At 69.7% G+C, this 14336-nt stretch carries 13 protein-coding genes; 8 read left to right on the top strand and 5 right to left on the bottom strand.

The window, feature by feature from the left end:
• Positions 1–5 precede the first annotated feature (5 nt).
• The 3 genes from NX068_RS06015 to NX068_RS06005 are packed head-to-tail and all read left to right on the top strand — an operon-like array spanning position 6 to position 2319.
• A complete protein-coding gene (locus tag NX068_RS06015) occupies positions 6–857 on the top strand; it encodes an ABC transporter ATP-binding protein (RefSeq protein ID WP_263460636.1) in 852 nt (283 codons plus the stop codon).
• Entirely contained in the window at positions 857–1570 is a 714-nt protein-coding gene (locus NX068_RS06010; RefSeq protein ID WP_263460635.1) for an ABC transporter ATP-binding protein, read from the top strand. Before NX068_RS06015 ends, NX068_RS06010 begins: the two co-directional genes overlap by 1 nt.
• Positions 1571–1611: 41 nt before the next feature.
• The gene (locus tag NX068_RS06005; RefSeq protein ID WP_263460381.1) at positions 1612–2319 is read left to right on the top strand and encodes an MgtC/SapB family protein; all 708 of its coding nucleotides are present in this window, start codon (positions 1612–1614) and stop codon (positions 2317–2319) included.
• A gap of 34 nt (positions 2320–2353) precedes the next feature.
• Here NX068_RS06005 and NX068_RS06000 read toward each other — a convergent pair whose 3' ends face one another.
• Entirely contained in the window at positions 2354–2983 is a 630-nt protein-coding gene (locus tag NX068_RS06000; protein ID WP_263460380.1) for an arylesterase, read from the bottom strand.
• Positions 2984–3222: 239 nt separating this feature from the next.
• Here NX068_RS06000 and NX068_RS05995 point away from each other — a divergent pair, with 239 nt between their 5' ends.
• From NX068_RS05995 to NX068_RS05985, 3 genes are read left to right on the top strand one after another with little or no spacing between them, the layout of a single operon-like run.
• The gene (locus NX068_RS05995; RefSeq protein WP_263460379.1) at positions 3223–4212 is read left to right on the top strand and encodes a sulfurtransferase; all 990 of its coding nucleotides are present in this window, start codon (positions 3223–3225) and stop codon (positions 4210–4212) included.
• Between the two features lie 18 nt (positions 4213–4230).
• On the top strand, positions 4231–5424 hold the full coding sequence (locus NX068_RS05990; protein WP_263460378.1) for a YeeE/YedE family protein: 1194 nt from the start codon (positions 4231–4233) through the stop codon (positions 5422–5424).
• Positions 5425–5436: 12 nt separating this feature from the next.
• Positions 5437–5604: a hypothetical protein gene (locus tag NX068_RS05985; RefSeq protein ID WP_263460377.1), complete on the top strand. Its 168-nt coding sequence runs from the start codon at positions 5437–5439 to the stop codon at positions 5602–5604.
• Positions 5605–5700: 96 nt separating this feature from the next.
• Here NX068_RS05985 and NX068_RS05980 read toward each other — a convergent pair whose 3' ends face one another.
• The 4 genes from NX068_RS05980 to NX068_RS05965 all read right to left on the bottom strand — a co-directional run bounded on the left by NX068_RS05980 (position 5701) and on the right by NX068_RS05965 (position 11289).
• Positions 5701–7707: an acyl CoA:acetate/3-ketoacid CoA transferase gene (locus tag NX068_RS05980; RefSeq protein WP_263460376.1), complete on the bottom strand. Its 2007-nt coding sequence runs from the start codon at positions 7705–7707 to the stop codon at positions 5701–5703.
• A 24-nt stretch (positions 7708–7731) separates the two neighbouring features.
• The gene (locus NX068_RS05975) at positions 7732–9120 is read right to left on the bottom strand and encodes a GntP family permease (RefSeq protein ID WP_263460375.1); all 1389 of its coding nucleotides are present in this window, start codon (positions 9118–9120) and stop codon (positions 7732–7734) included.
• Positions 9121–9422: 302 nt separating this feature from the next.
• A complete protein-coding gene (locus NX068_RS05970; RefSeq protein ID WP_263460374.1) occupies positions 9423–10940 on the bottom strand; it encodes a sigma-54 interaction domain-containing protein in 1518 nt (505 codons plus the stop codon).
• A 115-nt stretch (positions 10941–11055) separates the two neighbouring features.
• Positions 11056–11289, bottom strand: a complete 234-nt coding sequence (locus tag NX068_RS05965) for a hypothetical protein (protein ID WP_263460373.1) — start codon at positions 11287–11289, stop codon at positions 11056–11058.
• Between the two features lie 153 nt (positions 11290–11442).
• Here NX068_RS05965 and NX068_RS05960 point away from each other — a divergent pair, with 153 nt between their 5' ends.
• The gene (locus NX068_RS05960) at positions 11443–12864 is read left to right on the top strand and encodes an MFS transporter (protein WP_263460372.1); all 1422 of its coding nucleotides are present in this window, start codon (positions 11443–11445) and stop codon (positions 12862–12864) included.
• Between the two features lie 45 nt (positions 12865–12909).
• Positions 12910–14319, top strand: coding sequence for a fused MFS/spermidine synthase (locus NX068_RS05955; RefSeq protein ID WP_263460371.1), 1410 nt, complete (start codon positions 12910–12912; stop codon positions 14317–14319).
• Positions 14320–14336: the final 17 nt, after the last annotated feature.

Below are 14336 nucleotides of genomic sequence, written 5' to 3'. Positions count from 1 at the left end.
CCGCCCTGAACACGCCCGCCACGCTGTTGTCGGTGCAGAAGCTGACGATGCGCTTCGGCGGCCTGGTCGCCATCGACGACCTGTCGCTGGACGTGCCGGCCGCCAGCATCACCGGCATCATCGGCCCCAACGGCGCGGGCAAGACCACGCTGTTCAACTGCCTGACCGGCTTCTACAAGCCGACCACCGGCAGCCTGCGCCTGGCCCACCCGCAGCACGGCGAAATGCGCCTGGAAGCGCTGCCCAGCCACCGCGTCGCGCGCGACGCCCAGGTCGTGCGCACCTTCCAGAACATCCGCCTGTTCCCGAAGATGACGGTGCTGGAGAACCTGATCGTCGCCCAGCACAACGTGCTGCAGCGCGCCTCGAAGTTCTCCATCGCCGGCCTGCTCGGCCTGCCCGGCTACCGCCAGGCCGAGCAGGAGGCGATCGAGCGCGCGGCAACGTGGCTGAAACGGCTGCGGCTCGAACACCTCGCCGACCACGCCGCCGGCGCGCTGCCCTACGGCATCCAGCGCCGCATCGAGATCGCCCGCGCGCTGTGCGTCGATCCGGTGCTGCTGTGCCTGGACGAGCCCGCCGCCGGCCTCAACCCGCGCGAATCGGCCGAGCTGAACGCACTGCTGCTCTACCTGTGCCGGGAGCTGGGCATCGCCATCCTGCTGATCGAGCACGACATGAGCGTGGTGATGAACGTCTCCGACCACATCGGCGTGATCAGCTACGGCCGCAAGATCGCCGAGGGCACGCCGGAGCAGGTCAGGAACGACCCCGAGGTGGTCAAGGCCTACCTCGGCGAGGACGACGACGAAGATGCGCAGGACACTGCGGTGACGACGGGAGGGGCCACGGCATGATGCTGACGATGGAGGGCGTGCACGCCCACTACGGCCACATCCACGCACTGCGCGGCATCGACGTCGAAGTGCAGGTCGGCGAGATCGTGACGCTGATCGGCGCCAACGGCGCCGGCAAATCGACGCTGATGATGAGCCTGTTCGGCAACCCCCGCGCGAGCGCCGGGCGCATCGTCTTCGACGGCGAGGACATCACCCGCGTGCACACGCACGAGATCGCCCGCCGCGGCATCGCGCTGGTGCCCGAAGGCCGGCGCATCTTCCCGCGCATGACGGTGATGGAGAACCTGCAGATGGGCGCGGCGCACGCCGACCCGGCGAACTACGACGCCGACCTCGCGCGCATGTTCGCGATGTTCCCGATCCTGGAGCAGCGCCAGTCGCAGCGCGGCGGCACGCTGTCCGGCGGCGAGCAGCAGATGCTGGCGATCGCCCGCGCGCTGATGAGCCGGCCCAAGCTGCTGCTGCTCGACGAGCCTTCGCTGGGCCTGGCGCCGATCTACATCCGCAAGGTCTTCCAGATCGTCAGGGAGCTGAACCGCGACCACGGCATGACCATCCTGCTGGTCGAGCAGAACGCCAACCAGGCGCTGCGGGTTGCACACCGCGGCTACGTGCTGCAGCATGGCGAGATCACGCTCGCGGGGACGGGCGCGGAACTGCTGGCAAGCCCGGAAGTGCGGGCGGCCTATCTCGAGGGCGGCCACGGCTGAGCCGGCAGGAAGAACGAGAACGCTTCGGCAAGGAGACTCCGATGAGCCCACCGAACATGCACGCCGACCTGGCGAACATCTCCGTCCATCTGCTGGCCGCGCTCGGCGCCGGCGGCGTCATCGGCCTCGAACGCAGCTACCACGGCCGCCCGGCGGGCTTCCGCACGCATTCGCTGGTCTGCGTCGCCTCCAGCCTGCTGATGCTGGTGACGCTGTACCAGTGGTCCTGGCTGCCCGGCGTGCCGATGGAAACCGTGCGCACCGACCCGACGCGCATGGCGCAGGGCATCATGACCGGCATCGGCTTTCTCGGCGCCGGCGTGATCTTCAAGGAAGGGCTCAGCGTGCGCGGGCTGACCACCGCGGCCTCGATCTGGATGACCGCCGCGATCGGCATCCTGATGGGCATCGGCTTCTACTTCCCGGCGGTGTTCGCCACGCTGATCACGCTCGGCACGCTGGCGGCCTTCCGCTGGATCGAGATCCGCCTGCCCTCGCACCTGTATGCCCAGCACACCATCCGCTTCGATCGCGGCCATGCGATGAACGAGGAGGAAGTGCGCGCGCTGCTCGCCCGGCACGATTTCACCGTGGCCAACATGAACTACCGCGTCTCGGACGACGGGCTGTACTTCGAATACCGCATGACCATCCGCACCAGCCAGCAAGGCAACCTGCGCACGCTGGCGGAAGAACTGCGCAAGCTCGACGAAGTGCGGGCCTTCCGCCTGTCGCCGACGGGCGACTGATACCGCCCGGTCTTCGCCGCGGTGGCGCCGCCGCTCAGCGCGCCAGCCCGATCTCGCGCAGCCGCGCGTGGATGCCGTCCGCCATGCGGCGATAGCCCTGCGCATTGGGGTGGATGCGGTCGGCGCGCAGTTCGGCCTGCGACAGCACGTCGGCGAACACGTCCGGCACCAGCGGCACGCCTTCCTCGTCAGCCAGCGCGGCGTAGATCGGCGAATCGGCCAGGCGGCCGATGACGGCGCCCGACAGCGACAGCGCCGGCACGCCGACCAGCACCACCTGCGCGCCGCCTGCCCGCGCCGTGCGCACGATCTGGCGCAGATCCTCCTTGACCTCCGGTTCGCTGCGGCGGCGCAGGAAATCGTTGCCGCCGATCTCGACCAGCACCAGCGCCGGCGCGAACTCGTCGAGCAGCTCCGGCAGCCTGTGCCGGCCCGCCTGCGCGGTGTCGCCCGGGATGCCGGCGTTCACGACCTCCCAGCCGGTCGCCGCCGCCAGCAGCGCGGGCCAGTCCTCGTCTGCGCCCGCACCGGTGCCGTAGGTGACGCTGTCGCCGAAGGCGAGCACCCGCGCGCCGTCGGCCAGTGCGGGCAGCTCGATCTCGCGCCCGCAGGCGGCGGACAGCGCGGCGAGCGCCAGGGCAAGGATGAAATGTCGTCGATTCATGGCAGGTCATTGCTTGGCATTGCCGGCAAGGCAGCCACTATCGCCCGAAAGCCACCGATGCAGAAGCGCACGCCGTCACGGGCTTCAGCTAATTCCTCGGAGTTCTTAATAATTAATCTCAAATATCTTTTTTGCCATTCGCCCTCCCATTAGAATTCGCCCTCATCCACGCTTGTCTCACCAGAGCCTGCATACAGGCCACGGCCCGAACGGGCCCGCCCCGACCCCAAGGACGCACCATGCTGAACAAGACCATCGCCCTGCTGGCGCTGGCCGGCACCATCCTCGCACTACCGGTCCATGCCGACACGAGCGCCGGCACCCAGCCGGCCACCGTTTCCCGGCCAGCCGCCGCACACACCCACGCGCCGCTGCTGACACCGGCGGAGCTGCGCCCCCTGCTCGGCCGGGCCGACGTGCGCATCCTCGACATCCGCCCGCCCAAGGACTACGCCGAAGGCCATATCCCCGGCGCCATCAACACCCCTTACGGTACGTTCCGCGGCCCGCAGAGCAACGCCGGCCAGCTCGTGCCCGCAGCGAAGCTGACCGAACTGCTGCGCAAGGCGGGCATCGACGACAGCACCCACGTCGTCGTCGTCCATGGCGGCGCCACGCATACGGATTTCGGCGCCGCGGCGCGGGTGTACTGGACGCTGAAAGTCGGCGGCCTGAGCCGCCTGTCGATCCTCGACGGCGGCACCAAGCTGTGGGCCGGCAGCGGCGGCGCGCTCGACAAGGCCGTGCCCGACGTGGCGCCCAGCCGGTTCGAGTACCGCTACGACCAGGACCAGATCGTCAGCCGCGAGGAACTCGCCGGCGCGATCCAGTCCTCGTCGGCGCCGCTGCTGCTCGATGCCCGCCCACCGCGCTTCTTCAGCGGTGAAGTCCGCGTCGATGCCGCCGCGCGCTACGGCACCCTGCCCGGCGCACAGTCCTTCGACAACGCCCAGTTCTTCGTCAAGGGCGGCACCACGCTGAAGCCGGCCGAGGAGCTGAAGGCGCTGGCCGCGCAGACCGGCGCCGCCAGCGGGCCGGCGGTGTCCTTCTGCAACACCGGCCACTGGGCGGCGACGAACTGGTTCGTGCTGTCGGAAATCGCCGGCAACACGGCGGTCAAGCTCTACCCCGAGTCGATGGTCGATTGGAGCCTGAGCGGCCTGCCGATGGAAAACCAGCCGTCGCGCTTCACCGTGCTGGTGCAGGACCTCAAGCGGGCCTTCGAGTAAGCGGAAGGGGTGATTGCGATGCCTTGGTTCTTTCGTTTGCTGCTGATCGCCGGCGGCCTGGCCGGCGTGCTGGCGGTGGCTTACGCCGCCGGCGTGCGCCAGGGCCTGCTGACCCTGCTCGGGATCGGTTTCGGCGCGGTGCTGCAAGGCGCCCGCTTCGGCTTCACCACCGGCTGGCGCGATTTCATCGAACACCGCGACCCGCAGGGACTGTGGGCGCAGATGCTGCTGATGGTGCTCGCCGCCGCCGTCAGCCTGCCGCTGATCGCCGGCAGCGGCGGCGAACTGGTCGGCGCGGTGGCGCCGCTGACGATCAGCCTGGTGCTCGGCGCCTTCCTGTTCGGCGCCGCGATGCAACTGGCCGACGGCTGCGGCTCCGGCACGCTGTACAAGGCCGGCGCCGGGGCGCCGCTGTCCTTCGCGGTGCTGCCGACCTTCGCCCTCGGCAGCTTCGTCGGCGCCTCGCACCAGCCCGGCTGGATCGCCCTCGGCGGCCTGCCGGCGGTGGATCTGCTGGCCTGGGGCTGGCCCACCGCACTCGCGCTGACCGTTGCCGGCTGCGGCCTGGTGGCCTGGCTGGCCGGTCGCGCCCAAGCGCAATCCGCCGCCTCGCAGCCTGCGGCGTCACCGACCCCGACGCCGCAGGATGCTGCCCAGCAGGTGATGCGCGCCGGCACGGCGAGCTTCGTCCCCGCCGCCGAAACAGCCCGCGCCGGCAGCCGCTGGGCTCGCCGCTGGTGGCTGGGCGCACTGCTGCTGGCGGCGCTGTACGGCCTGCACCTGATCGTCGCCGGCCAGCCCTGGGGCATCGTCTACGGCATCGGCGTATGGGGCGCCAAGATCGCTTCGGCGCTGGGCTGGAGCCCGGTCGGCGATCCCTTCTGGGGCGTCGAGCCGCACGCCACCCGGCTGGCCGAGCCCTTGCTGGCCGACATCACCTCGGTGACCAACCTCGGCCTGCTCTACGGCGCGCTGGCCGCGTCGCGCTGGAACGGCCCGGCGGACTTCAGGCTGCCGTCGAACCGCCGCTTGATCGCCGCCTGCGTCGCCGGCCTGGTGATGGGCTACAGCTCGCGCATGGCCTTCGGCTGCAACGTCGGCGCCTACCTGGGCGGCATCGCCTCGGCCAGCCTGCACGGCTGGGTGTGGTTCGCGCTCGCCTTCGCCGGTTCGATCATCGGCGTGCGCATCCGACGCCGCATCGGTAGCTGAGGGGGAAGAACCATGAACGGCAAGAAGCTCTTCCGCCTCGTCAATGCGGTGTTCTGGCTGGCGGTGCTGGCACTGGTGGCGCTGGACACCTTCGATACCCGCGGCGTGCGCCTGGAGCCGCCGCCCTTCGCCCTCGGCAGCGGGCAGGCGGCCTCGGGCGGGCACTGCTCGGGACGCTGAAGCCCGGAGGCGCTGCCGCAGCGGCCTGCATCGAGGCAGCCGCTGCGACAGCGCTTCATCCGGCCGGCACGCGGCAGCGCGTCCGGCCGCAGGCGCTCAGTTGCCGCCGCGAACGCGGTCCTGCGCCTCCGCGGCGCTGCCGTAGATGTGCGGCGCGATCTGGTGCTTCTCCATCGCCTCGCCGAGCTTCATGCGCAGGAAGCTGTTCGCGGTGTAGCGCGTCACCGAGCGGTAGTGGCGCGCCATCAGGCCCTTGACCATGCCGACGTAGGCGTCGACGAGCTCGGGCACGATGGAGAAGCGGTCGTAGTTGACGATCGCATCGACGTGCCGCCCCACCGCGGCAAGCGCGGCCTCGACCGCGCGCTCGATGCGGGCGATGTCGGCTTCGGTACGCACCGCGAGGCCTTCGAAGTTCACGAAGAACAGTTCCTGCTCGGCGTCGTAGGACAGGCGCTGCTCGAGCGGAATCTCGAGCAGGTCCCGCCGCAGGCCCATCGCCTCGTCGGCGAAGATGCGCGCATCCATCAGCGCCGGCGGGCGCTTGATGACCGGGGCGAAGTCCATGTGGGCGAGGATGTCGCGCTGCAGGTCCACGCCGGGCGCGATCTCGATCAGCTCCAGCCCTTCCGCGCACAGCCGGAACACGCAGCGCTCGGTGACGTAGAGCACGTCCTGCTGCCACTTGACCGCCTGCGGGCCGCTGAAGGTGCGGTGCTCGACTTCGGCGACGAACTTCCGCGCGCTGCCCTCCTGCGCGATGCGCAGGCGGCCGTCCTCCACCGCCACCTGCAGCGCACCGGCGGTGAAGGTGCCGACGAAGACCACCTTCTTGGCGTTCTGCGAGATGTTGATGAAACCGCCCGCGCCGGCCAGCCGCGAACCGAAGCGCGAGACGTTGAGATTGCCTTCGCGGTCGGCCTGCGCCAGGCCGAGAAAGGCGATGTCCAGCCCGCCGCCGTCGTAGAAGTCGAACTGGCTGGGCTGGTCGATGATCGCCTGGGTATTGACCGCCGCGCCGAAGCTCAGCCCGCCGGCCGGAATGCCGCCGATCACGCCGGGCTCGGCGGTGAGCGTGAGCAGGTCGATGACCTGCTCCTCGGCGGCGACGCTGGCCACGCCTTCGGGCATGCCGATGCCCAGGTTCACCACCGCGTCGGCCTGCAGCTCCATCGCCGCGCGGCGGGCGATGATCTTGCGCTCGCTCATGCCCATGCCGGCGATCGCCGACATCGGCACGCGGAGTTCGCCGGAAAACGCGGGGTTGTATTGCTCGCTGTAGGTCTGCATGTGGTGCTCCGGCCGCTCCGCGACCACCACGCAATCGACCAGCACGCCGGGCACCTGCACCTGGCGCGGGTTCAGCGAGCCGCGCTCGGCGACGCGCTCGACCTGGGAGATGACGATGCCGCCGGAATTGCGCGCGGCCATCGCGATGGCACGCGCCTCCAGCGTCAGCGCCTCCTTTTCCATCGTGATGTTGCCGTCGGCATCGGCGGTGGTGCCGCGGATGATGCCGACGTGGATCGGGAAGGCCTTGTAGAACAGGTATTCCTCGCCATCGATCTCGAGCAGGCGCACGCGCTCGGCGGTGGTGCGCTGGTTGAGCCGGCCGCCGCCGAAGCGCGGATCGACGAACGTCCCCAGCCCGACCCGCGTCAGCGTGCCGGGCTTGCCGGCGGCGATGTCGCGGAACAGGTGCGAGATGACGCCCTGGGGCAGGTTCCAGGCCTCGATGCGGTTGTCGACCGCGAGCCGCTGCAGCTTGGGCACCAGCCCCCAGTGGCCGCCGACGACGCTGCCGACCAGCCCTTCGTGGCCGAGGTGGTTGAGGCCGCGCTCCCTGCCGTCGCCCTGGCCGGCGGCATAGACCAGCGTGAGATTGCGCGGCCCGCCGTGGCCGGCGCCGTCGGCGGCCTCGCTTTCGAGAAAGCGCTGCTCCAGCGCGATGGCGATGCTTTCCGGAAAGCCGATGCCGACGAAGCCGCCGGTGGCGATCGTGTCGCCCGAGCGGATCAGGCGTACCGCCTCGCGGGCTGAAACCAGCTTGCCGGTATCGGAAGCCCGCAGTGAAGCCGCCATGGGGTGGCGAACGATGGACATGTCTCGTCTCCTCCGCGGATGGGATCAGAAGCTGCCGAACAGGGTGCCGAGCGTGATCACGACGGCCAGCGCCATGAGCGGGAACACCACCACGCTCATGAAGATGTGGCCGTAGGATTCGCGGTGGGTGAGCCTGCAGATGGCGAGCAGCGAGATCACCGCGCCGTTGTGCGGCAGCGTGTCCATGCAGCCGGAAGCCATCGCCGCGACGCGGTGCAGCAGTTCCGGGCTGATGCCGGCGGCATTGGCCATGGCGAGATACTCCGCGCCCAGCGTCTGCAGCGCGATCGACATGCCGCCGGAGGCCGAACCGGTGATGCCGGCCAGCACGTTGACCGCCACCGCCTCGGAGATCAGCGGATTGCCCGGCGCGATGCCGAGCACCAGGTCGCGGATGATGACGAAACCGGCCAGCGAGGCGATCACGGTGCCGTAGCCGACTTCGGTCGCGGTATTGAGGATCGGCAGCATCGAGCCGAAGGAGCCTTCGTTGACGGTCTTCATCAGGTTGGCCCATCGCTTCCAGTGCATCAGCACCAGCAGCATCACGGCGGCGGCGAGCGCGACGATGATCGACCAGATGCCGATCAGCGAGCGCGCATCCTGCAGGCCGCCGAACTCGGGCCTGGCCAGATAGCTGGTGTCCATGCCGGGCAGCACCTGCTTGGCCATCAGGAAGTTCAGGCAGATCACGACGAGGATCGGCAGCAACGCCAGCCAGAAGCCGGGCAGCGGGCGGTCGTCGCCGCCTTCGGGCTCGCCCGAATGCTGGCCGTAGCCTTCACCGGCGGCCATCAGCTTGCGCGCCTGGCCGCTCAGCCACCACGAGCCGAGCACGAACATGATCACGCCGCCGATCAGGCCGAGGCCGGGCGCGGCGAAGGAATCGGTGCCGAAGAAGGGAGCGGGGATGGCGTTCTGGATCGCCGGCGTGCCCGGCAGCGCGGTCATCGTGAAGGTGAAGGAGCCGAGCGCGATCGCCGCCGGGATCAGCCGCTTCGGAATGCCCGCCTCGCGGAACAGCGCGGCGCCGATCGGATAGACGGCGAAGGCGACGACGAACAAGGACACGCCGCCATAGGTCAGGATGCCGCAGGCGAGCACGATGGCGAGGATCGCCCGTTCGCTGCCGACCTTGGCGACGATGGCATGGGCGATCGCACGCGCCGAGCCGGAGTCGTCCATCAGCTTGCCGAACAGCGCACCGAGCAGGAACAGCGGAAAGAACTGGATCACGTAGCCGCCCATCGCCTTCATGAAGACCTGGGTGTAGGTCGGCAGCAGCAGCGCGGCCTCGCCCGACATCAGCACGGCCAGCAGCGCCAGCAGCGGCGCCAGCAGCAGCACGCTGAGGCCGCGGTAGGCGAGATACATCAGCAGTACGAGAGACAACAGAATGCCTAGGGTGCCCATGGGGCTTCTCCTCCTGGTGGTTTTGGATGTAGGCCACGGCCGCGGCCGCAGTGCCGCAGCCTTCGCAAGGCACGTGCCAGCCTGACGGGCAGGCACGTGCCGATGCACCAGGAGGGGGCATGATGTGCGTGCAAAGCCGCACATTTATTGGATTATCGAATCTGTTTATTCTCTTTCGTCATGAATGGATCCGCATCATCCATGCATGGCGGAATGGTCCTGAATTCAAGACATGTCCATTTTTCTGTACACTATAATCCGGTGCGTCCACGATTCTGGACATGCGCGCCGGCAGCCCGGCTTCAGCGGGCGATGCCGTATTGCTGCAGCTTGGCGTACAGCCCGGCACGCGAGATGCCGAGCCGGCTGGCGGTCAGCCGCCGGTTGCCCGCACAAGCGTGCAGGGCGGCGAGCAGGGCACTGCGCTCGGCGCGCGCCAGGCTGTCGGCGAGCGGCTCCACCGCGCCGCCGGCCCCGGCTGCAGCGTCGGCCTCCTCGCCCCCTGCACCACCTCCTTCCGCCCCGGCGCCGGCGCGCGGCTGGTGCGCCGGCCGCTGCATCGATGCCGCCGTCTCGCCGAGCAGGCCGACGAGCGCGGCCGCCCCCAGCGGGCCGTCGTCGGCGCTGAGCTGGGCACGCTCGAGCAGATTGCGCAACTGGCGCACATTGCCCGGCCAGGGCTGGGTCGCGAGCAGGGCGAAGGCGTCGTCGCCCAATTCCAGCCGGCGCAGGCCGGAGCGTGCGGCGATGTCGTCGAGCAGGTAGTCGACCAGCGCCGGAATGTCCTCGTGGCGCTCGCGCAGGCTGGGCACGCGCAGGCCGAGCACGTTGAGGCGGTAGAACAGGTCGGCGCGGAAGGCGCCGGCGGCGACGCGGGCCTCGAGATCGACGTGGGTCGCGGCGATCACACGCACGTCGAGCGCGCGCACCTGGTTCGAGCCCAGCGGCTCGACCTGCTGCTCCTGCAATACGCGCAGCAGCTTGACCTGCAGCGGCAGCGACAGGTCGCCGATTTCGTCGAGGAACAGCGTGCCGCCGTTGGCAAGCTCGAACTTGCCGACTCGCGCCTTGCGGTCGGCGCCGGTATAGGCGCCGGGCGCGGTGCCGAACAGCTCGGCTTCGACCAGGTTGTCCGGTATCGCCGCCATGTTCACCGCGACGAAAGGTCCGGCGGCGCGTGCCGACAGATTGTGGATGCCCTGCGCCAGCAGTTCCTTGCCGGTGCCGGTCTCGCCGCGCAGCAGCACCGTGGCGTCGAATTTGGCCGCGCGGCGCGCCTGGCGCTTGATCTCGCCGGCCACCGCGCTGGTGCCAATGAAGTTGGCGATGGTGTAGCGCGCCCGCCGCACCTGCAGCAGCGCACGCTCGGCTTCGGCCAGCCGCGCCTGCAGCCGGCCGTACTTCTCCATCAATGGCTTGAGGTGGCGGGCGCGGTCGAACAGCACGTAGCCCAATGCCCCCACCACCAGGCCGCCATCGTCGCGCAACGGAATGCGGGTGACGACGAAATGCTCGTCGCCGAAAGGCATCAGGTCGAGCAGGCTGGGCTGGCCGCTTTCCACCACCTCGCGCAGCCGGCTGGCCGGCAGCACTTCCTCGATGTCGCGACCGAGGACAGCGTCGGGGTCGTCGATGCCGAGCTTGTGGGCATACTTGGCGCTCATCCACACGATGCGCGCCTGGCGGTTGACCGCCACCGTGCCTTCGCACTGGGCTTCGAGGTGGTCGAACAGCAAGGGCATCGCCACCGTGCGGAAGTGCTCGGGGGAAATGCCGATCTTGAGGCCGTTTTCGTCGAGATCGGCGGCAGACAGACCCATGATCAGGCGTGTACGGAAAGAAAGGCGATGATTATGGAACCGCCCCCTCCGCCCTGCAACGGCGGCACCAGCGTTCGGCGCGTGCCTGTCTGTGCGCGTCGCTACCGCGTGCCTGCTACCGCGTGCCACGCTCCTCGCGGGCGATCGCCGACAGTTCGCGCAGATACCAGGCGGCATAGCCATAGCCCGCCACCGCGACCAGCGCGGAGAACAACAGGCTGCCTTCCAGCGGCACGCCTTCCAGCACGTTGGCGACGACGACGAAGCTCAGGTACAGGGCGGCGACCATGCCGCCCATCACGCGGATCATGGCGAAAGTCTTGCGTTGCTTGAGATTGGGCTGGGCCATGGCTGCTTGGCGCAATGCGCGTGAAATCGGAACAGGCCGCAGGGTAGCGGATTCCACCGTGGCTGGCATCACCGGCGCACACCACCTCCGGGACGGATGGCGGCAGAATCACGGGTTCGGCGCCGCCAGCAGCGCCTCCTGAAAGAATCCCCGATGAGCCAATCCCCATCGCCGGCCCGGCCGGCCGAACCCGCGGACAGTACCGCGGCCCACGCCGACGGCTGGGCCGACCTGCTGTCCGGGCGCCATCTCGCCAGCGTGCTGGTGATGGCGAGCGGCGTGCTGCTGTACGCGATGAACCTCTACTTCACCGCCGCGCTGATGCCGTCGATCGTCGAGGACATCGGCGGCCAGGCCTACTACGCCTGGGTGACGACGGCCTTCGTGGTCTCGGCCATCGTCGGCTCGCTGTCGGTCAGCCGCATCCTCGACTGGAAAGGCTCGGCTGCCGCCTACCTGATCGCCTTCAGCATCTTCTTCGTCGGCGCCATGGGCAATGCGGCAAGCCCGACGATGGCGCTGCTGATCGCCAGCCGCGCGATCCAGGGCCTGGGCGGCGGCCTGCTGGTCGGGCTCGGTTATGCGGTGATCCGCACCGCGCTGCCGGCCAGGCACTGGGCGCGGGCGGCCGGCGTCGTCTCCGCGATGTGGGGCGTGGGCACGCTGTTCGGCCCCGCGCTCGGCGGCCTGTTCGCGGAGCTGGGCCTGTGGCGCGCGTCCTACGCCGCGCTGGCCGCCGTGGCGCTACTGCTGGCGGCCGTGGTGCGGCACTCCTTCGCCGGCTCGGCCGGCTCCGGACATCGTGCGCCGGTGCCTGCGGTTTCGCTGTTCGTCCTCATCCTCGCCACGCTCGCGATCAGCCTCAGCGCCGTGCTGCCGATGGGCTGGCCGGCGCTGGCCGCGATCGGCATCGGCCTCGCCCTACTCGGGCTTTTCATCGCCGTGGAGCGCCGTTCCCGGCACACCATCCTGCCCGCCCTCGCCTACCAGCGCGGCAACACGCTGAAATGGGTCAACCTGACCGTCGCCGCGCTGAGCGCCGGCGTGGTGATGGAAAACTTCATTCCGCTGTTCGCGCAACGGCTGGCCGGCCTGAGCCCCCTGCTCGCCGGCCTGCTCGGCGCGGTACTGTCGCTGGCCTGGACCTGTGCCCAGTTGTTCATCGTCTCGGTGCGTTCCGATACCACCCGCCGCCGCGCCATCCGCCTCGGCCCGCTGCTGCTTGCAGCGGCGCTGACCGGCTATGGCCTGCTGCAGACCGACGGCGCCGGGCCGTCGATCGTCGCCGTCTGGGCGCTACTGCTCGCCGTCGCCGGTACCGGCATCGGCCTCGCCTGGCCGCTGCTCGGCGTCGCCGCGATGAGCAGCACGCAGGACGCTGCCGAAGGCGGCAAGGCCGCGGCGGCGATCTCGACCACGCAGCTCATCGCGCTGTCGATCACCTCCGCCCTCGGCGGCACGCTGATGGCGGCAGGCGGCGAATCCATCGCCGATGCGGCGCGCTACGCCACGCTCGGCATCGCGCTGCTGGTGCTGCCGGGAATCTTCACCGCGCGCATCGTGACGCGGCAGTAGCCGCACGCGATACCATCCCCCCAACCACCCGCCACGACGAGCCCGATGCCCGCTGCAGCCGAACGATCCGACCTCGCCCCCGATCCCGCCGGCGGACCGCCGCTCGCCAATACACTGCTGTTCGCCCTGGTCTTCGTCGAAGGCTTCGTCTCGCTCGGCGCCGAGATCGTCGCCCTGCGCCGGCTGGTGCCGCACGTGGGCAGCGCGATCACCGTCACCGCGCCGACGATCGGCTTCTTCCTGCTCGCACTGGCGCTCGGCTACCAGGCCGGCGGCCGCGTCGCCGGCAACTACCTGGCGCGGGTGCGGCACAACTTCCTCGCCGCCGCGGTGCTGATCGCGGTCGGGCTGTCCGGGCCGGTGGCCGAGCTGCTGTTCACCCACCTGCAGCCGGCGCCGCTGGCCTGGTTCGCGCTGATCGGCGGCATCCTGTGCCCGGTGGCCTGGCTGCTCGGCCAGACGGTGCCGATCCTGACCAACCTGCTGCGCCATGCGCGCGCCGGCGAACGCAGCGGCGCGGCGCTGTACTGGTCCACGCTCGGCTCCTTCCTCGGCGCGGTTTCGCTGTCGATGCTGGTGATGCAGTGGCTGGGCGTGGGTGCCGCGGTGCTGATCTGCACCGCCCTGCTGCTGGTGCTGGTGCCGCTGCTGAGCGAGGCCGGCCACGCCCGCCACTACGCGATGCTGCTGTCCGCCCTCGTCGCCGGCGCCGCGCTCGCCGCCAACCTGGTGCTGCCGCAGCAGACCGAGACCGCCTACGCCACCTACCGCGTGGCACCGACCACGCTCGACGGCTTCGACAATCCGCGCGTGTTCTGGGTCAACAACTCGGCCGCGTCGATCATCGACAATACCGAGCCGCCGCAATACGCGCGCTACATCCAGCGCCTGCGCACGCTGCTGCTGGACGAACTGGCCTTCCGCGAGCGCCGCGTGCTGGTGCTGGGCGCCGGCGGCTTCACGCTGTCGCACCGCGAGCCGCTCAACCACTACACCTATGTCGACATCGATCCGGCGATCAAGGACATCGCCGAACGCGACTTCCTGCGCGAGCCGGTGCGCGGCGAATTCATCGTCGCCGACGCCCGCGCCTTCGTGCGCGACAGCACCGAGCGCTACGATGCGGTGGTGGTGGACGTCTACAGCGCGCTCACCAGCATCCCCGCCCACCTGGTGACGCGCGAGTTCTGGCGCACCACGCGCCAGGCGCTGAAGGAAGACGGCCACCTGATCGCCAACCTGATCCTCGACACCAAGCTGGCCACGCCTTATGCGCGCAACCTGCTGGCGAGCATCCAGGCCGAGTACGGCCCCTGCGCGGTCGAAGTGCTGTTCCGCGACCGGCCACTGTCGAACGTGCTGGTGCAGTGCCACGCCGCCAACCCGCCGCTGGCCGGCGAGCCCTACACCGACGAGCGCAACCGCGCCGACCTGGATGTACTACGTTCGCATTGACGCCAAGCGCACTTGCG

It is taken from the genome of Thauera carbonicopians, assembly GCF_025699485.1.
In the GTDB taxonomy this organism is placed as follows: Bacteria; Pseudomonadota; Gammaproteobacteria; order Burkholderiales; family Rhodocyclaceae; genus Thauera.
The sequence above is the reverse complement of the archived record's forward strand: the minus strand, read 5'-3'. Positions and strand labels throughout refer to the sequence as shown.